Origin of the sequence: Streptomyces sp. NBC_00536, assembly GCF_036346295.1 — a bacterium.
GTDB lineage: Bacteria > Actinomycetota > Actinomycetes > Streptomycetales > Streptomycetaceae > Streptomyces.
The window spans coordinates 1546705-1563636 of record NZ_CP107819.1; the positions used below are offsets into that span (position 1 = coordinate 1546705).

At 71.5% G+C, this 16932-nt stretch carries 20 protein-coding genes; 7 read left to right on the forward strand and 13 right to left on the reverse strand.

Translation table 11 applies throughout. From position 1 onward, the window contains the following. The 8 genes from OHS33_RS06480 to OHS33_RS06515 form a co-directional block, all read right to left on the reverse strand. Complete coding sequence (locus tag OHS33_RS06480; protein ID WP_330329414.1) at positions 1-432, reverse strand: VOC family protein; 432 nt, start codon at positions 430-432, stop codon at positions 1-3. Then, positions 432-1043, reverse strand: a complete 612-nt coding sequence (locus OHS33_RS06485) for a DJ-1/PfpI family protein (protein WP_330329415.1) — start codon at positions 1041-1043, stop codon at positions 432-434. The genes OHS33_RS06480 and OHS33_RS06485 overlap by 1 nt, the downstream gene beginning before the upstream one ends. Next, complete coding sequence (locus OHS33_RS06490; RefSeq protein ID WP_330329416.1) at positions 1036-2658, reverse strand: GMC family oxidoreductase; 1623 nt, start codon at positions 2656-2658, stop codon at positions 1036-1038. Before OHS33_RS06490 ends, OHS33_RS06485 begins: the two co-directional genes overlap by 8 nt. Beyond that, entirely contained in the window at positions 2655-3032 is a 378-nt protein-coding gene (locus OHS33_RS06495; protein ID WP_330329417.1) for a nuclear transport factor 2 family protein, read from the reverse strand. The genes OHS33_RS06490 and OHS33_RS06495 overlap by 4 nt, the downstream gene beginning before the upstream one ends. A gap of 13 nt (positions 3033-3045) precedes the next feature. Further along, complete coding sequence (locus OHS33_RS06500; protein ID WP_330329418.1) at positions 3046-3501, reverse strand: nuclear transport factor 2 family protein; 456 nt, start codon at positions 3499-3501, stop codon at positions 3046-3048. A 34-nt stretch (positions 3502-3535) separates the two neighbouring features. Then, positions 3536-3967, reverse strand: a complete 432-nt coding sequence (locus OHS33_RS06505) for a nuclear transport factor 2 family protein (RefSeq protein ID WP_330329419.1) — start codon at positions 3965-3967, stop codon at positions 3536-3538. A 55-nt stretch (positions 3968-4022) separates the two neighbouring features. Continuing rightward, the gene (locus OHS33_RS06510) at positions 4023-5663 is read right to left on the reverse strand and encodes a thiamine pyrophosphate-binding protein (protein ID WP_330329420.1); all 1641 of its coding nucleotides are present in this window, start codon (positions 5661-5663) and stop codon (positions 4023-4025) included. Between the two features lie 70 nt (positions 5664-5733). Further along, positions 5734-6558 (reverse strand): type 1 glutamine amidotransferase domain-containing protein, encoded by an 825-nt coding sequence (locus OHS33_RS06515; protein WP_330329421.1) that lies wholly within the window; start codon positions 6556-6558, stop codon positions 5734-5736. 299 nt (positions 6559-6857) lie between these two features. Between OHS33_RS06515 and OHS33_RS06520 the strand changes: the two genes are divergently transcribed. The 5 genes from OHS33_RS06520 to OHS33_RS06540 all read left to right on the forward strand — a co-directional run bounded on the left by OHS33_RS06520 (position 6858) and on the right by OHS33_RS06540 (position 10387). Beyond that, positions 6858-7124: a UBP-type zinc finger domain-containing protein gene (locus tag OHS33_RS06520; protein ID WP_330329422.1), complete on the forward strand. Its 267-nt coding sequence runs from the start codon at positions 6858-6860 to the stop codon at positions 7122-7124. 146 nt (positions 7125-7270) lie between these two features. Continuing rightward, positions 7271-8905: an FAD-dependent oxidoreductase gene (locus tag OHS33_RS06525; RefSeq protein ID WP_443065419.1), complete on the forward strand. Its 1635-nt coding sequence runs from the start codon at positions 7271-7273 to the stop codon at positions 8903-8905. 70 nt (positions 8906-8975) lie between these two features. Further along, on the forward strand, positions 8976-9515 hold the full coding sequence (locus OHS33_RS06530) for a hypothetical protein (RefSeq protein ID WP_330329423.1): 540 nt from the start codon (positions 8976-8978) through the stop codon (positions 9513-9515). Between the two features lie 78 nt (positions 9516-9593). Then, positions 9594-9914: a putative quinol monooxygenase gene (locus OHS33_RS06535; RefSeq protein WP_330329424.1), complete on the forward strand. Its 321-nt coding sequence runs from the start codon at positions 9594-9596 to the stop codon at positions 9912-9914. Between the two features lie 5 nt (positions 9915-9919). Beyond that, positions 9920-10387, forward strand: a complete 468-nt coding sequence (locus tag OHS33_RS06540) for a group II truncated hemoglobin (protein WP_330329425.1) — start codon at positions 9920-9922, stop codon at positions 10385-10387. Between the two features lie 48 nt (positions 10388-10435). Here OHS33_RS06540 and OHS33_RS06545 read toward each other — a convergent pair whose 3' ends face one another. The 4 genes from OHS33_RS06545 to rpe all read right to left on the reverse strand — a co-directional run bounded on the left by OHS33_RS06545 (position 10436) and on the right by rpe (position 13263). Continuing rightward, positions 10436-10843, reverse strand: a complete 408-nt coding sequence (locus tag OHS33_RS06545; RefSeq protein WP_330329426.1) for a barstar family protein — start codon at positions 10841-10843, stop codon at positions 10436-10438. Then, on the reverse strand, positions 10840-11322 hold the full coding sequence (locus OHS33_RS06550; protein ID WP_330329427.1) for a ribonuclease domain-containing protein: 483 nt from the start codon (positions 11320-11322) through the stop codon (positions 10840-10842). The genes OHS33_RS06545 and OHS33_RS06550 overlap by 4 nt, the downstream gene beginning before the upstream one ends. A 97-nt stretch (positions 11323-11419) precedes the next feature. Further along, a complete protein-coding gene (locus tag OHS33_RS06555) occupies positions 11420-12442 on the reverse strand; it encodes a sugar-binding transcriptional regulator (RefSeq protein ID WP_443065420.1) in 1023 nt (340 codons plus the stop codon). A 134-nt stretch (positions 12443-12576) separates the two neighbouring features. Further along, positions 12577-13263, reverse strand: coding sequence for a ribulose-phosphate 3-epimerase (gene rpe, locus OHS33_RS06560; protein ID WP_330329429.1), 687 nt, complete (start codon positions 13261-13263; stop codon positions 12577-12579). Positions 13264-14512: 1249 nt separating this feature from the next. Here rpe and OHS33_RS06565 point away from each other — a divergent pair. Together OHS33_RS06565 and OHS33_RS06570 are read left to right on the forward strand one after the other, a co-directional pair. Next, the gene (locus OHS33_RS06565) at positions 14513-15010 is read left to right on the forward strand and encodes a DUF6232 family protein (RefSeq protein WP_330329430.1); all 498 of its coding nucleotides are present in this window, start codon (positions 14513-14515) and stop codon (positions 15008-15010) included. Next, positions 15007-15354, forward strand: coding sequence for a hypothetical protein (locus OHS33_RS06570; protein WP_330329431.1), 348 nt, complete (start codon positions 15007-15009; stop codon positions 15352-15354). Before OHS33_RS06565 ends, OHS33_RS06570 begins: the two co-directional genes overlap by 4 nt. A 31-nt stretch (positions 15355-15385) precedes the next feature. Here the strand turns inward: OHS33_RS06570 and OHS33_RS06575 are convergent, their stop codons facing one another. Beyond that, positions 15386-16843, reverse strand: coding sequence for an RsmB/NOP family class I SAM-dependent RNA methyltransferase (locus tag OHS33_RS06575; protein ID WP_330329432.1), 1458 nt, complete (start codon positions 16841-16843; stop codon positions 15386-15388). Positions 16844-16932: the final 89 nt, after the last annotated feature.

Consider the following 16932-nt stretch of genomic DNA (forward strand, 5'->3'; position numbering starts at 1 on the left):
TCATGCACCGTCCTTGTCGTGAGAGCGGTCGTCCTCGAATCCCTGGCTGACCTCGACGATGACCCCGTCGGGATCGCGGACCCACACGGTCCGCCAGCCGCAGATGAAGTCGTCGAAGTCCAGCGGTCCCAGGGTCACTTCTGCCGCGTCACCGAGCGATGCCAGGAACGCGTCCACGCTGTCGGTCTGGAAGGCCAGGTGGCGCATCCGGCCGGGCGCCTGCGGCCCGTCGTCGTGCGCCGGCCGGGCCGGCTCGGCGCCGGCCGCGAAGAGCTCCAGGTACGCGTCCCCCTTGCGCAGGAACACGATGCGGGCGTCCCCGAGGTCGACGACCCGGGCCCGGGCGAAGCCGAAGTACCGGGTGTAGAACTCCTCGGTGGTCTTCTGGTCCGTGCAGTTGAGACCCACGTGCGACCAGACCATCGACCCCATCAGCCGGCCCCCCGGCCCCGCCCGGCGGCGAGCAGTTCGATGATCCGGCGGGCGAAGAGGTGGTGGTGGGCGCCGGTGCGGCCGGTGACCAGGTCGCCGTCGACCACCACGTCCTCGTCGACGTACTGCGCGCCCATGTTGCGCACGTCGCCGATCAGGTTGTTGTGGCACACCACCTTGCGGCCGCGCACCTTGCCGGGGATCGAGGCGGCCAGCCACATGCCGTGGCAGATGATCCCCTTGAGGACCGTCGGTTCCTCGAAGGCCCGGCGCAACAGCTCGGTGGCAGGCGCCAGTTGGTCGACGTCCTCGGTGTAGCGCAGCCGGTCGGCGACCATGCCCGAGGGCACGATCAGGGCCGAGTAGCGGCGCAGCTGCTCGTCGCTGAGCCCTTCGAGGCTCTGGTCGGCGGTGAACGGCGCCCGGTACTCGTGGCCGGTGAAGGTGATGGAGTCGTTGCCCCACAGCCGGGTCAGGAAATCGACCTCGGCGCCCTCCTCGGCGAAGCGGCGGCCGTAGTAGAAGATCTCCGGCTCGTAGAAGTCGCTCTCGACCAGGACCGCGATCCGGGTCCCGGACAGCGCTCCCTCGCGCAGTACGGCGTCAGACACGGGAGGCCCCCTTCAGGAAGTCCGCCGCGCGCTCGGCGATCATCGCGATGGCGGTGTGGCAGTTGCCCGAGGGCACGGCGGGCATCACGCTCGCGTCGACGACGCGCAGGCCCCGTACGCCGTGCACCCGCAGCTCGGGGTCGACCACGGAGAGGTCGTCGACGCCCATCCGGCAGGAGCCGGCCTGGTGGTGGTAGCTCTCCGCCTTCCGCTTCACGAAGCGGCGCAGGTCCTCGTCGGTGACGGCGCCCGGGCCCGGCTGGAGTTCCTGCTTGTACCAGGGCGAGAAGGCGGAGGTCGCGAAGATCTCCCGGGCCACGCGCACGCCCTGCACCATCCGCTCCAGGTCCCAGCGGTCGCCCAGGTAGTTCGGGTTGATCAGCGGGTGGGCCAGCGGGTCGGGGCTCGCCAGCCGGATCCAGCCGCGGGAGGCGGGACGGACCACCCCGGGCAGGATGGACACGGTGTGCGGGTGGTCCTGGCCGACGATCACGTCGAACGGGACGTGGACGAAGGCGATCTGCAGGTCCGGCGCGGGCAGCCCCGGCCGGGAGGACAGGAAGAGCGCGCTTTCGGAGAGGTTCTGCGCGGGCGCGGGCAGTTCCTGGGTGACCTCGGCCATCAGGCCCGTCAGGACGTGGTTGTGGAAGTTCTCGCCCACCCCGGGCAGCGCGGCGGTCACCGCGATGCCGTGCGGGCGCAGCTGGTCCGGATGCCCGATCCCGGAGAGCAGCAGCAGCTTCGGGGACTCGATCGCCCCGGCCGCCACGATCACCTCGCGCCGGGCCCGGACCGTGTACGTGCCCGGCGCACCGGTGGTGGCGTGCGCGTCCCGCACGTCGCGGCCCGGGAAGTCCGCCGCGGGGGCGTTCTGGACGTACTCGACGCCGGTGCAGGTGTCCCCGTCGAAGAGCAGCCGGGTGGTCTGGGCCCCCGTGCGCAGGGTGAGGTTGGAGCGGTCCAGGGCGGGTTCCAGGTAGGCGGCGAGCACGCCCTGGCGACGGCCGTCGGCGACGTCGATGTGGTGCCAGCCGGCGCCGAAGAGACCGCGCCGGGGCCCGTCGGTGTTGAAGTCGGCGATCTCCTCGTGGCCGATCTCCACGGCCGCGTCGATGAAGGCGCGGGAGACCGGGTTGGGGTCGTGCCGCCCGGCGTGCGTGACGCGCTGCGGGCCCGTCGTGCCGGTGGTGGCGGCGGTCGGGTCCTCCTGGGCCTCCAGCAGCGCGAAGTAGGGCAGGACGTCCTCGTACGACCAGCCCGCGGCGCCCTGGTAGGCCCAGTTGTCGAAGTCCGAGGCGTGGCCCCGGATGTGCATCATGATGTAGAGGTTGCTGCTGCCGCCGGGGGCCTTGCCGCGCGGTTCGTAGGTGCGGCGGCCGTCCAGGCCGGGCTGCGGGACGCTGGTGTAGCCCCAGTCGACCGGTCCGCCCAGCAGCTTGTACCAGGAGGACGGGTCGTCGACCTCGGGCGGGATCCGGGGGCCGCCCGCCTCCAGGACGAGGACGGTGACGTCCGGGTCCTCGGAAAGGCGGCCCGCCAGGACGCTGCCCGCGGTGCCCGCGCCGACGATGACGTAGTCGTACTCGGCTTCGGTTCCGGTGCCGGCGGCGCTCACCGGGTACCCGGCGCCTGGAAGGGGACCGTGTCGTGGAAGTTCGCCATGTAGGCGATCTTTCCGTCCGCGATCCGGAAGAAGTTCATGACCTCGGCCTCGATGCCCTCGCCCGAGGCGCTCACGGCGGTCAGGTGGGACACGGCCGCGGCCTTCTCCCCGTCACCGTCGATGACGAAGTGCACGGGCTCGTTGCGGAAGACCCGGTACAGGTCCCCCATGCCCTTCATCATCGAGCGCAGGGTGTCCAGGCCCTCGATGTGTCCGGCGAGCTGCTCGTCCATCACCTGGTCGTCGGCGAAGAGGTCGCACCAGCGGTCCCAGTCACCGGCGTTGGCGTACTCGTAGTACTTCGTCAGGATCTGCCGTGCGTCCATCGGGCTCATCCCCCTATCGGTCCCTGCGGGTTCCGTCCGGCGCGAAGGGCGCCCAGAACTGGCTGAAGGCGCTCGCCGAGTCGCCGAAGAGGCCGTCGCGGCCCTCGACGATCCGGCCGTCCCGCCAGCGCATGAAGTGGAAGACCGGGTAGTCCATCCGCTCGTACGGCGACCCGCTCGCGGGATCCGCTCCCTCGCGCAGGGCGACGTTGCGGCACAGGTCGGCGCTGCAGTCCTCGCCGACGAGCACGGCCTCGATGTCCATGCGGAAGGTGCCGCCGGTGAGCTTGTGGGTCTGGCCCATCAGCTCCAGGAAGGCGTCCAGGCTCTCGTACCACCCGGCCAGCGGGTGGTTGCCCGGCACCAGCCAGCGCAGGTCCTCGGCGTAGTACTCCAGGATCCGCGCGCGGTCTCCGGAGCCGAGCGCCCGGTAGGCCGACTCGACCCGCTCCCGTGTCACTTCGGTCATCGCTCGTGTCCTTCCTCGGGTCCGGGCCCGGGTCTCAGAGCGAGCCCGAACCGGGCATCGGGGCCAGCTCGTTGACGGTGTACGTCTTGATCAGCGGGCCGGCCGCAGAGGCCACGACCGTCCAGGTCTGGTCGGCGTCGAAGCCGAGCCACTGGCTGCGGGCGCCCGGCGGGTCCCAGATCTTCGCCTGCCAGTTGACGAGGACGCGCACCACCGCCCGGTCGCCCTCGATGACGGGCTCCACCTTGGTGACGGTGTGCACCTCGTCGAAGAAGCGGCCGGTGACGGCCGCGTACCAGCGGCCGAAGCCCTGGTGGCCGAGGAAGGTGTCCTCGGGGACCTTGAACTCCAGGTCCGCGGTGATGAAGGCGAGCACCTGCTCCAGCGGAAGGTGCTGGTCCAGCGCCACGTACCACTTGTCGGTGAACTCGCGGATCGCTTCCTCGGTCAGCCGCTCGACGGGCATGCCGGTCTCCTCCTTGTCGGTCTTGCCGGTGAGGGGTGTCGCATCAGATCCGGATTCAGATCTGGATGTCGACGAGGAACGGGCCCGGGTGCTCCAGCATCCGGCCGACGGCCGCGGCCGCCTCGTCCGGCTTCTCCACCCGCATCCCGCCCGCGCCCAGCGCCCGGGCCAGCCCGGCGAAGTCGATCTCGGGACGGGAGAGGTCGAAGGAACCGGGGAACCCGTGCTCGGGGATGTCCCGCTCCCGCCAGTACTGGGCGATGTTGTCGTCCAGCAGCCGGTACTTGCGGTTGTTGCAGACGACGAACTTCGCCTCGATGCCGTGCCGGGCGGCGGTCCACAGCGCCTGGTAGGTGTACATCGACCCGCCGTCCCCCGCGAAACCGACCACGGTCCGGTCGGGCCGGGCCAGCTTGGCGCCGACCGCGCCCGGGAAGCCGACCCCGAGGGAACCGCCCCGGGTGAGGTGGTAGTCCCCGGGCCGCTCGGCGGGCAGGTAACGGGTGACCAGCGGGGAGGTGGTCAGCGCCTCGTCGACGACGATCAGGTCGCCGCCGGTCCGCTCGGCCAGCGTCCGCAGGAAGACGGCCATCGGCGTGCCGTCCCCCGGCCCGGTGTCGCGGGCCGCGAGGGCCCGCTCCCGCGTGCGGGCGTCCAGCCGGGCGGCGGCCGCCGCCCGCCGCTGCGGGGTCAGCAGGCGTTCCAGTACGCCCGCCAGCGCGCGCAGCGCCTGTTTCGGGTCGGCGGCGAGCCCGAGGTCCACCGGGTGGTTCTTGGCGATCTCGTAGGCGTTGAGGTCGATGTGGACGACCTTGGCGCCCGCCCGGAAGGGGCTCTCCAGCTCCGGGAAGACCTCCGGGAAGACATAGGTGCCGACGATCAGCACCCCGTCCGCCCCGGCGATCAGCTCCTTGCTGTGCGGGCCGAACATGTGGCCGCTCTGGCCCCGGCGCAGGGGGTGCGAGGCCGCGATGTTGACCTCCGAGGAGTCGACCTCGTACACGTCCGCGCCCAGCAGCTCGGCGACGGCCGCGAGTTCGGCCTGCGCCCCGGAGAGCGCGACCCCGTCGCCGATGAGGACGACGGGCCGCTCGGCGGCGGCGAGCAGCTGGGCCGCCCGCCCCACCGAGGCGGGCGAGGGCGCCACATCGGTCAGCGGCACGGTGGCCGGCAGGACGGGCTCGGAGTTCAGCTCGTCCAGGACGTCCATCGGCAGCGCCACGAACACCGGCCCGCGCGGCGGGGTCAGGGCGATCTTCACGGCCCGCCGGACCGTGCGCAGGACGGAGCGCGGATCGGTGACCCGGGTCGCGTACTTGGTGACCGGCCGGGCCATGGCGACCAGGTCGGCGGCCATCTGCGCGTCCATCGCGTCGTAGCGGACCCCGGCGTCACCGGCGATCACGACGAGCGGGGTGTGGCCGCGCAGGGACTGGTACAGCATGCCGATGCCGTTGCCCAGACCCACACCGGAGTGCAGCTGGAGCAGCGCCGGACCGCCGGTGGCGCGGGCATAGCCGTCGGCGATGCCCGCGGCCACCGTTTCCTGGAGGGCGAGGACGTAATGGAAATCGTCCGCCGCGTCGGCCGCATCGAGGAATCCCTGTTCCACGGTCCCGGGATTCCCGAACATGACATTCAGGCCGTCGGCCTTGAACTGCTCGATCAGCCTTTCCCGTCCGGGAGTGGCTTCCATGAATTCCCCCTCGATTCACACGGGTTGCCGGACCGTCAGGTCGGACTCGGACTCGGACTTCCGGAGACGGCTACCATCCGTACCGGGTGAGACCGTCCTCCAGGACTTCCACGATCTTCTGACCCGTCAGATAGGAATCCGGGGTCGAACGGCCGGTCACGAAGGGGTAATCGACGATCACCGAGACCGGCTTCCCGAAGTTCCCGTGGTACGCCCCGCGCGGGCCCGTGGCATCGCGCAGGATGTATTCCAGCGGGTACGGCGGCGGGCCCATGTTGAAGTCGGTACCGAGGAATCCGGTGCCGTCCTTGTAGTCGTACTCCTTGCAGTGGCCGGTGACGTGCTTGCCCCAGATGATGCTGCGGCGGTCGCCCCAGTCGCGGGCGAAGGCCAGGCAGGCCACGCCGTAGCACTCGGCGGCCACGACCTTGCCGGCCTTCCGGAAGGCCAGGATCAGGGCGTGGACGCGCTCGTTGTTGGCGAGGTCGGCGATGGGTCCGCTGCCGCCCACGATGAGCACGGCGTCGTAGCCGTCGATGTCGGCCTGCAGCTTGTCCAGGTCGCGGTGGTACTGCTCCAGCTTGCGCAGATAGCCCTCGTCGCTCGTGTACGGGCGCTCCGGCGCCCATGCCTCGATGTCGAGCGGCGAGTCCAGCCGGCTCGACTGCTCGAACTCGCGGCCCAGCCGGGCGTTCTCCTCGGTGGTGACCGAGCGCCCCAGCGGGGGGTCGATGTAGTTCGCGTCGAGGCTCGGCGGAAGGGCGTGCGCGCGCTTTCCGGTCGGGGTGGCGAATACGACTTCGTAGCCCCGCTCGTCGAACTTCGATACGGGCCCTATCAGTTCCTCGGCCCAGTAACCGTGTTCGGAGACAATGACCAGAATCTTTCTGCTCACAGATTCCTCCAGGCGCCGCCTGTTGTCGTTGGCGTGACCCACACTGCTTCCGTCCCGGGCCTGCGTCAAAGCGCCGGTGTGCGACTACGTGAGGTAGCGGCCCAGGTCATGCGGGCACCTCACGAAGTCGTGCGGGGAGTTCATGAAGTACCCGCAGGACTTCCTGACTTCGGCCGAATCCATGAACCACTTCCCGGGTCCCGTCCTATGGTCTGGACGCCGAGGCCGGAGTCGGGGCGACATCGGAGCCGAGGTCACGATCGAGGTCAGCATCAAGGTCGAGGAGAAGGACGGGGCCGATGGAAAGTAGTTGCGCGCACATCGATCAGATACGTCCGGTGAAGCCCTCCGCGGAGGGCTGCGAGGAATGCCTCGCGCTGGGCGAGGGCTGGGTCCACCTGCGGATGTGCCTCGGCTGCGGCCACGTGGGGTGCTGCGATTCCTCGAAGAACCGGCACGCCACCCGCCACTACCGGGCCTCCGGCCATCCCATCGCGGCCTCGCACGAGCCGGGCGAGTACTGGGCCTGGTGCTACGCCGACCAGCTCATGCTGGACCCGGCGTGAGCGCGGCCCCCGGGAGCCCGGCGGCCCCCGGAACCACGCCCGGCACGGCCCCCGCCGGAGCCGCGTCCGGTGGTCCCACGTCCACCGCCGCCGCGACCGCGGCGACCGCCGCCCGCGCGGAGAACCGCAAGCCGGTCATCCTGGCCGTGGACGACGACCCGCAGGTGCTGCGGGCCGTGCGCCGCGACCTGCGCAGCGCCTACGGGGACCGCTACCGGGTGCTGGGCGCGTCCTCCGCCGCCGACGCCCTGAAGATCCTCGACTCCCTCGACGAACGCGGCCACGACCCGGCGCTGTTCCTGGTGGACCAGCGGATGCCGGACGTCACGGGCGTGGAGTTCCTGCTCGAAGCGGTCTCCCGCTTCCCGGACGCCCGGCGCGTCCTGCTGACCGCCTACGCCGAGACGGACGCGGCGATCACCGCGATCAACCGGGTCCGCCTGGACTACTACCTGCTCAAGCCGTGGGACCCGCCGCACGAGCGGCTCTTCCCCGTCCTCGACGACCTGCTGTCGGACTGGCTGGCCACCTACCGGCCCGCCTACGACGGGATCATCGTCGCGGGTCACCTGGTGTCCCCCGGCACCCACGCCGTCCGGGACTTCTTCACCCGCAACGGGCAGCCGTTCCGCTTCCTGAACGTCGAGCGTGATCCCGAGGCGCTGACCCTGCTCGCCGCGCAGCCGGGCGCCGCGCTGCCCCTCGTCCGCTTCCCGGACGGAGCGGTGCTCTCCGCGCCGTCGGACACCGAACTCGCCGGGCGCCTGGGCCTGGCCACCACCGCCTCGCGCCCGCACTACGAGTGCGTGATCGTGGGCGCGGGCCCGGCGGGCCTGGCCGCCGGGGTGTACTCCGCCTCCGAGGGCCTGACCACGCTGATGCTGGACTCCCGGGCGCCGGGCGGCCAGGCGGGCACCTCCAGCCTGATCGAGAACTACCTGGGCTTCCCCTCGGGCCTCTCCGGCGGCGACCTGACCCGCCGGGCCACCATCCAGGCCTCCCGGTTCGGCGCCGAGATCCTGCACCCGGTCGAGGTGGTCTCGCTGACCCGCGACGATCCGGCGAAGATCCTGACCCTGGCGGACGGTACGGAGATCAGCGCGGAGACGGTGCTGCTGGCGACCGGGGTCGCGTACAACAAGCTCCAGGCTCCGGGCGCGGACCGCTTCGAGGGCGCGGGGCTGTACTACGGGGCGGCCACGACGGAGAGTTCAGCCTGCATCTCGCAGCACGTGTTCATCGTGGGCGGGGCGAACTCGGCCGGTCAGGCGGCGGTCCACTTCGCCAAGTACGCGGCGCGGGTGACGATCCTGGTCCGGGCGGCCTCGCTCGACGACAGCATGTCCCAGTACCTGATCGACGAGATCGCGCGGACCCCCAACATCGAGGTCAGGGTCCGCACCACGGTGGTCTCGCTGGACGGGGACGGGCACCTGGAGCGGATCGTCCTGCACCACGCGGACACCGGGGAGGACACCGAGGTCCCGGCCCGCTTCATGTTCACCTTCATCGGTGCCCGCCCGCACACCGGCTGGCTGGCCGGGGTGGTCGAGCGGGACGAGTACGGCTTCGTGCTGACCGGCTCGGACCTGATCTCCAACGGCGGCGAGCTGCCCGCCGAGTGGAGCCTGGAGCGGGCCCCGTACCCGCTGGAGACCAGCGTTCCCGGGGTCTTCGCGGCGGGCGACGTCCGGGCCCACTCCGTCAAGCGGGTCGCCTCGGGAGTGGGCGAGGGCGCGATGGCGGTGTCCCTGATCCACCGCTACCGCTCGATGGGCTGAGAGCGAAATCCGGCGGGAACGGGACCCGAACCCTTGCGATCAACGAAGCACCGGATGCAACGTTGATTACATGATTACAGCCGAACAGCGTGAACAGCTCCGCGGCTGGTTCGCGGAGCGCCTGCCCATCGACGTCTACGAAGAGCTGGTCGAGGTGGTGGTCGACCGCGAGGAGATCACCGTCGTCGGCCGCATCCCGGCCGCCGAGTCGGTACGGGGCTTCCGCGAGCGCACCCGCGAGCAGCGCATCGAGGTCGCCCGCGAGGCCGAGGAGCTCTACCAGCGCAAGGTGGCCTGGGGGGTGGAGGCCGAGGGCGAGCGGACCCTCTTCACCCACCTCGCCGTGCCCGTGATGACCCGGCTGCGCCAGTCCGAGCGCGCGGTGCTCGACACCCTGGTCGCGGGCGGGGTCGCCCGCAGCCGGGCCGACGCGCTCGCCTGGTGCGTGCGCCTCGTCGGGACGAACACGGACGCCTGGCTCGCCGACCTGCGGGGCTCGCTGGAGAAGGTCCAGCAGGTCCGCGCGCAGGGCCCCGACCAGGCCGGGGCCGAGAAGCCCGGCGCCGAGACCCCCGTATCCGACGACTCCAGGAAGTCCGGGTCCGAATAGCGGAAAAGCGCGTCCAGGGACCAATGATCGCGGAAGGGTAGCCGCGAACACCCGAACCCAGGGAGAGGCACGCACACCATGACGACGACCGTCGAATACATCCGCTACCGGATCGCATTGGACGACCAGCCGGCCTTCGAGGACGCGTACCGGCGGGCGGCCGAGGCCCTGGCCGCCTCACCGGAGTGCGTCGACTACGAACTGGCGCACTGCGAGGAGGAGCGCGAGCGCTACATCCTGCGGATCCGCTGGACCTCGGTCGACGCCCACCTGAACGGCTTCCGCAAGGGCGAGCACTTCCCGGCGTTCTTCACCGCGATCCGCCCGTACGTGACCGCCATCGAGGAGATGCAGCACTACCTCGTCACCGATGTCGTGGGCACGGGAAAGGCTTCCTGAAGGTCATGAGCACGCCGACGATCTACGAGTGGATGGGCGGGGCCGAGGCGATGAACCGCCTCACCGACGTCTTCTACTCGTACGCCCTGCAGGACGACATCCTCGCCCCGGTCTTCGCGGGCATGGACGCCGAGCACCCCCAGCACGTCGCGGCCTGGCTGTCCGAGGTGTTCGGCGGCCCGGCCGAGTACTCCGCCCACCACGGCGGCCACCAGCACATGGCCACCAAGCACCTCGGGCGCGCGATCACCGAGAAGCAGCGCCGCCGCTGGGTGGACCTGCTGCTCGACACGGCCGACGAGGTCGGCCTGCCGACCGACCCCGAGTTCCGGGCGGTGTTCGTCTACTACATCGAGTGGGGCACCCGGATGGCACTGATCTACTCCGGGCCCAACCCGCCCCCGGTGGACGCGGCCAAGATCCCGGTCTGGTCCTGGGGCCAGACCCCGCCGTGGGTACCGAAGGCGGACTGATCCCGGCAGGACCACGGACCCGTGGCAGCAGCCACGGGTCCGTAGCCGTCAGCCCCGGCGCGGCGGCGGCCCCGGCTTCGGCCGGGGCTTGTCGCCCGGTTCCGCCAGCAGCACGGTCAGCGCGCCCTCGGTGGAGTTCCGCCAGAAGTCCACGGCCTGCTCCAGCACGTCCCGGAAGGTCTCCCAGTCCCCCGGCCGGGCCACCGCGTAGCCGCGCCAGGAAGTGACGGCCAGCAGCCGCCCCGGCGCCTCGGGCAGCCAGGACAGGTCGATCAGACAGTCCGCCAGCGCGTCCCAGTTCCCGCCGAAGTGCTCCGGCAGCCGCAGCGCCTCCCCGCACCTGCGCATCAGCTCGTCCTTGCTGCGCACGCCGTCCAGATCGAGCCGTACGGTCGTCCAGCCGGCCTCCTCGGCGGCGGCCAGGGCGGGGGCGAGGGCGCGGGGGTCCAGGGTCATCGGAGAACCGCCTTGAAGGTCTTGTAGTGGTCGTCCGTGTAGAAGAACTCGCTGCCCTGACCGGTGATGATCCGCCGCGCACCGCGGTCCCGGGAGCCCGGGGTCTTCACCGTGAACTCGTGGTAGTAGCCGCGCTTCTGCTGCGGCAGCACCTTCTCGAAGTTCCCGAAGACGGTGTCGTCCTGCCGGTACGGGTACGGTCCGCCCTTGTCGATCAGTGCGAGCGTGTCCCGCGCCTGCTCGGGCAGCTCCGCGGCCCGGACGGTCTTCACCCCCTTCGCCCACCCGGGAGCGGCGCTGGAGCGGGGGGCCGGTGAGCCGCCGGCGGCGGAACCGCTCGACGCGGCGGAGCCCGGCGGCGCGGGGTCCTTCTTCCCCGCACAGCCCGCCGCACCCACCAGGGCCACGCAGAGGAACACAGCCCCCAGCAGACGCAGCAGCCGACGGGGCAGCTGGCGGGGCACGCTCCGGAAGATCATGCGCTGATGGTGCCAAATATCCGTTTCGCCCGCGAATCGCGGAGGTCAGATGGCCGAGGGCCCCTGGAATTCGCCCACGGAGGGCCTACTACGCCTACTACTGCACCAGGTCGTCGGGGTCGGCGCGCTCCAGCGCGGGCCGCAGCCCCGGCTGGGACTCGGTCAGCAGGAAGTCCGCCACCGCGGTGTCCGTCACCAGGCTGGTGACCAGCCCCGAGCGCAGCACCGCCCCGATCGCCGAGGCCTTGCGCAGCCCGCCCGCGATCGCCACGACCTCCGGGATCCGCCGCAGCCGGTCCGCCTCGACCGTGATGCAGCGTTCGCCGAGGTCCCGCCCGACCCGGCGGCCCTCGGAGTCGAAGAGGTGCGCGGACATCTCGGCGGCGACGCCGAGCGAGGCGTAGTGCGCCCGCTCCTCGTCCGTCAGCATGTCGTGGACGGTCGAGATGCCCGGCTCCCACGACCCGATGGACACCGCCGCGACGGTCACCTTGTCGAAGTACTCGAAGGCGCGCGCGATGCCGGTCTGGCCGCGCAGCGCGGCCGCCGTCGCCGGATCGGGCAGCAGCATCGGCGCGTAGATGGGGTGGGCGTCCCCGCCCGAGACCTGGGCGGCGCGCCGGACGGCCTCCACCGAACCGCGCTCGGCCGTCCCGGCGTCGTACACACCGGTCAGCTGGACCACGGTGCACGGCGGCAGCCGGTGCAGGGACGCGGCCATGTGGATGGTGGAGCGGCCCCACGCCAGGCCCAGCACGTCGCCCTCGTTGACCAGCTCGCCGAGCAGGTCCGCCGCCACGGCGCCGAGGTTCTCCGGGTCGGGAGCGTCCTCGGTCGCATCGGCCGGGGACTCCACGACGACCGCGTGCCGCAGGCCGTACCGGGCGCGCAGCGCGTCGGAGCGCTCCGCGTCCAGTTCGGCGGGCACCCGGATCTCGATGCGCACGAGGTCGCGCTCCAGGGCGGTCTCCAGGACCCGGGCCACCTTGAAGCGGCTCACGCCGAACTCCTCGGCGATCTGGATCTTGGACTTGCCCTCCAGGTAGAAGCGGCGCGCCATGGCCGCCGCCTGCACCAGCTCCGCGGGTCCCATCCGCAGGGCTGACCGTCCCGCCGACATTGCAGACACCGCGTTCTCCTCACTGCTGTTCACATTCTCGACTCGCCGTTCATCCTGTCAGATCCGACGGCCGTTGATCAGCCTGGACAGCCAGCGTTCACCGAGCTGTTCACCAAGCCTTCGCTCACCTTGGCTCAGTGGCCGCACGCCCAGGGGGCCGCGGAGATCGCCAGGTCCGCCTGCTCGCGCAGGGTGCGGACCGCGGCGGCCGGGTCGACCGCTCCGTAGACCGCGCTGCCGGCCACGAAGACGTCCGCGCCCGCCTCGGCACAGCGCTCGATGGTCGTGGCCGACACCCCGCCGTCCACCTGCAGCCACAGCTCCAGGCCGTGCTTGCCGATCAGCTCCCGGGTGCGGCGGATCTTGGGCAGCATGATGTCGAGGAACGGCTGCCCGCCGAAGCCGGGTTCCACCGTCATGATCAACAGCATGTCCAGTTCGGGCAGCAGGTCCTCGTACGGCTCGATCGGCGTCGCGGGCTTGAGCGCCATGGACGCGCGTGCGCCCTTGGCGCGGATCTCCCGGGCCAGACGTACGGGCGCGGCGGCCGCCTCGGCGTGGAAAGTGACCGATCCGGCACCGGCCTCCACGTACTGCGGGGCCCAGCGGTCCGGGTCCTCGATCATCAGGTGCAGGTCCAGCGGGATGTCCGTGGCACGGCTGAGGGACTCCACGATCGGCACGCCGAGGGTGAGGTTCGGCACGAAATGGTTGTCCATGACGTCGACGTGCAGCCAGTCGGCGCCCTCGACGGCCTTCGCCTCTTCGGCGAGACGGGAGAAATCCGCGGACAGGATGCTGGGATTGATCTGAACGGCCATGCCCCCAAGCGTGCCATGCCCGCAACCAGTTCCGGACACGACCCCGGAGGGCCGCGACTCCGCCGCGGGGGGCGGTGGCTTCGGGTGCCCGGGGGCGGGGCGCGGCTTCGCCGCGGGGGGGCGGTGGCGTTGTGCGGGCGGGGTCGGGGAGGTTCCGGGGGCTGCCCGCCAGTTCAACTGTCTCTTCGTGGTGCCGTGACCTGTCAAGGGCGCTCCTTCGTCGCGTCGCTACGCGATGGCCTTCGGCCACCCTTGACAGGTCACGGCACCACGAAAAGCCAAGAACTGTCGGGCGGCCCCCGGGGGAAGGCATGGGGGACCTGGTCCATGCTCCAGTGCCTTGGTCACCGGCCCGGGGTCCGGGTGCGGCCATGCCGCGCCCTTCGGGCGGACAGGCGACAAGCAACAGACCCGCACACAGATCGCTACACAGTTGCGCTTGGGGAGGCGTCTGCGGGCTGTTTGTGGCCCGGACTTCCGTCAGCCGAAGTGGAGACGGGTCAGCCGGCCGTCCGCCCCAAGGCTGTGGGTCCAAAGCATCACAAAAGGGGCGTATTGGAGGGGTGTTGAGTGGTGGGAGCGGCTTGACTCGACTCCATGCTCGTCCAGCCGAGCTTTCGGCCTTCCCGCACCACTCACCAGCCCCAACGGGGCCGCAGACGCCGCTCCCGGAGGAGCGCGTAGCGATTTGGGTGCGGCTTGTCGCTTGTCCGCCCGGAGGGCGCGGCTTGGCCGCACCTGGCCCCTGGGCCACCCGCCCGGAACCCCGATAAGTGGCTCCTGTCCCCCATGCCTTCCCCCGGGGGCCGCCCGACAGTTCTTGGCTTTTCGTGACGGGGCGCGCTGTCAAGGGTGGCCGAAGGCCATCGCGAAGCGACGCGACGAAGGAGCGCCCTTGACAGCGTGACCCGGCACGAAGAGACAGTTGAACTGGCGGGCAGCCCCCGGAACCTCCCCGACCCCGGACGCGCACAACGCACCCTCTGCGGCGAAGCCGCACCCGGCGCCAGCCGGGCCCCCCTTCCAGCCAGCATGCCGAAAATGGCCGTATTCCGTCTGCCCCTCACCGAGCCGCGGTCGCTTAATGGTGCTCCGCACTGTGTGGGCTGGCGCGACCACCACGGGGGAGCAGATGGATTCCACAGGAAACGTCGGGGCCCCGCCGCCCCCAGCATCCCCACCACCCCAACCATCTCCACCACCCCCACCGCCCCGGGAGCCGTCGGCGTCCGTCGGGCGGGGTCGGCTGGTGCTCCGGGTCAGTGGCCGGATGCTGTGGGTCGGCTCGGCGGCCGTGCCGCTGCGCAACATCACCCTCGTCGACGCCTTCAGGTTCCAGCCCTCGCGGTGGGAGGCCTTCGTCAGCTCAGTCAAGTGGCTGATCGGCGCCGCCCTGCTGCTCGCCGCGCTCGCCTACGTGAGCCAGGGCGACGCGATCAGCGGCGGGAACAGCAACACCCTGCTCCCGCTGGCCCTGATCGTTCTGGTCGTCCTCGCGCTCGCGGCCCTGTTCAAGAGGCCGAAACCGGTGCTGGCCGTCGAGACGGCCGGCGGCTCCATGATCCTGCTGACCCTGCCGAACATGGACGAGCTGCGGCACATCGCGGCACAGATCGTGTACGCGATCGACCACCCGGAAGCCGAATTCACCACGGTCGTGCACCAGTACCACAGCAACCAGACGAACCACTTCGGTCCCGTCGTCAACATGAACGGCGGCAGGGGGAACACGGGGATGAGGCTGTGAGCGAGACGTCGAGCTCGAACTACTACGGACCCGTGGTCAACATGAACGACGGCCACGACAACGTCGGCATCAACTACGGCACCGTCGGCGGCGGCGTCCAGGAGACCGGGCTCGGCGCCGCCGTCGCGGAACTCACCCGCCTCCTCGGCGAGCTGCGCGAGCACCTCACCCCGGAGCAGGACCGGACCGTCGAACGGGCGCTGCCCGAGCTGTCGCCCGACCCCGGCGCCCTGCGCGAGCGCGGGCTCGTCCTGGCCCGCGTCGCGCAGATCGCGGCCGCCGTCGGCACGGTGGGCCAGCCCGTCGCCGACGCGGTGGCGCGACTGCTCGCCCTCCTGGACTAGGGCATGGAGGGCATGGAGGGCGGGTAAGGCGTCAGGCCGTGCGCCGCAGCAGGGCCAGGTACATCGCGTCCGTCCCGTGCAGGTGCGGCCACAGCTGGACGTCCGGGCCGTCGCCGAGGGCCGGGACGCCCTCCATGTAGGGCCTGGCGTCGATGAGTTCGGCCGCGATCGGCTCGTGGCCCGCGCCGCGGCCCTTGAGGACGTCCTCCACCACGATCCGGGTCTCCGCCAGGTGCGGCGAGCACGTCGCGTACCCGACCACCCCGCCCACCCGCACCGCGGACAGCGCTTCGCGCAGCAGCCCGCGCTGGAGCGGCGCGAAGCCCTCCAGGTCCTCCGGGCGGCGCCGCCAACGGGCCTCCGGGCGGCGGCGCAGCGCGCCGAGGCCCGTACACGGCACGTCCATCAGGACCCGGTCGAAGGAGCCCGGCAGCCACGGCGGGCGGGTGCCGTCCGCCGTGATCACCTGGTACGGGCCGGGGTTGCCCGCCAGCGCCTTCTCCACCAGGCGCGCCCGGTGCGGCTGCTTCTCGGAGGCCAGCAGGAAGGCGCCGCGCTCCGCGGCGAGCGCGGCGAGCAGCGCCGCCTTGCCGCCCGGACCGGCGCAGCCGTCCAGCCAGCGGGCGTCGCGGCCCTCGACCGGTACGTTCGCGAGCGCCATGGCCACCAGCTGGCTGCCCTCGTCCTGGACGCCCGCGCGGCCCTCGCGGACCGCCTCCAGCGCGCCCGGCTCGCCGCCTTCGGCCATCCGGACGGCGTACGGCGACCAGCGGCCCGGCAGCGCGGAGTCCTCGCCCACCGCTTCGAGGAGTTCCTGCGGCGTGGACCGGCCGGGCCGGGCGACGAGGGTGACCTCGGGGCGCTCGTTGTCGGCTTCGAGGAGGTCCTCGATGCCGGCCCGCCCGCCGCCGAGGGAGTCCCACAGCGCGGAGACGACCCAGCGCGGGTGCGAGTGCACGATCGCGAGGTGGTCCTCGGCGTCCACGTCGTACGGCGGGGCGACCTGCTCCAGCCAGGCCTCCATGTCCTTCGCGGCGATCTTGCGCAGGACGGCGTTCACGAACTTGGCACGGCCGTCGCCGAGCACCACCCGGGCCAGCTCCACGCTCGCGGAGACCGCGGCGTGCGAGGGGATCCGGGTGCCGAGCAGCTGGTGCGCGCCGAGCGAGAGCACGTCCAGTACCGGCGGGTCGACCTCGCGCAGCGGCCGGTCGATGCACGCGCCGATGATGGCGTCGTAGGTGCCCTGGCGGCGCAGCGTCCCGTAGACCAGCTCGGTCGCGAGCGCCGCGTCCCGCGCGTCGAAGCTCTCGTCCTTACGGGCCTTGCGCAGCAGCGGTGGCAGCACGAGGTTCGCGTACGCGGCCCGCTCGTCCACCGCCCGCAGCGCCTCGAAGGCCAGGATCCGGACGGGGTCCTTCTTGGGCCGACGGTAGGGGTTGGCCTTCTTGCCGCCCGCGGCGGCGGGACGGCGGGGCTGTTCGCTCACGTGAAAGGTGCTCCGGGATTACGAGACGAGATGGAGGTGAGATCTAGCGGTGTGCGGTTCGGGTGGCCGGTTTCGGCCTTCGTCCTTCG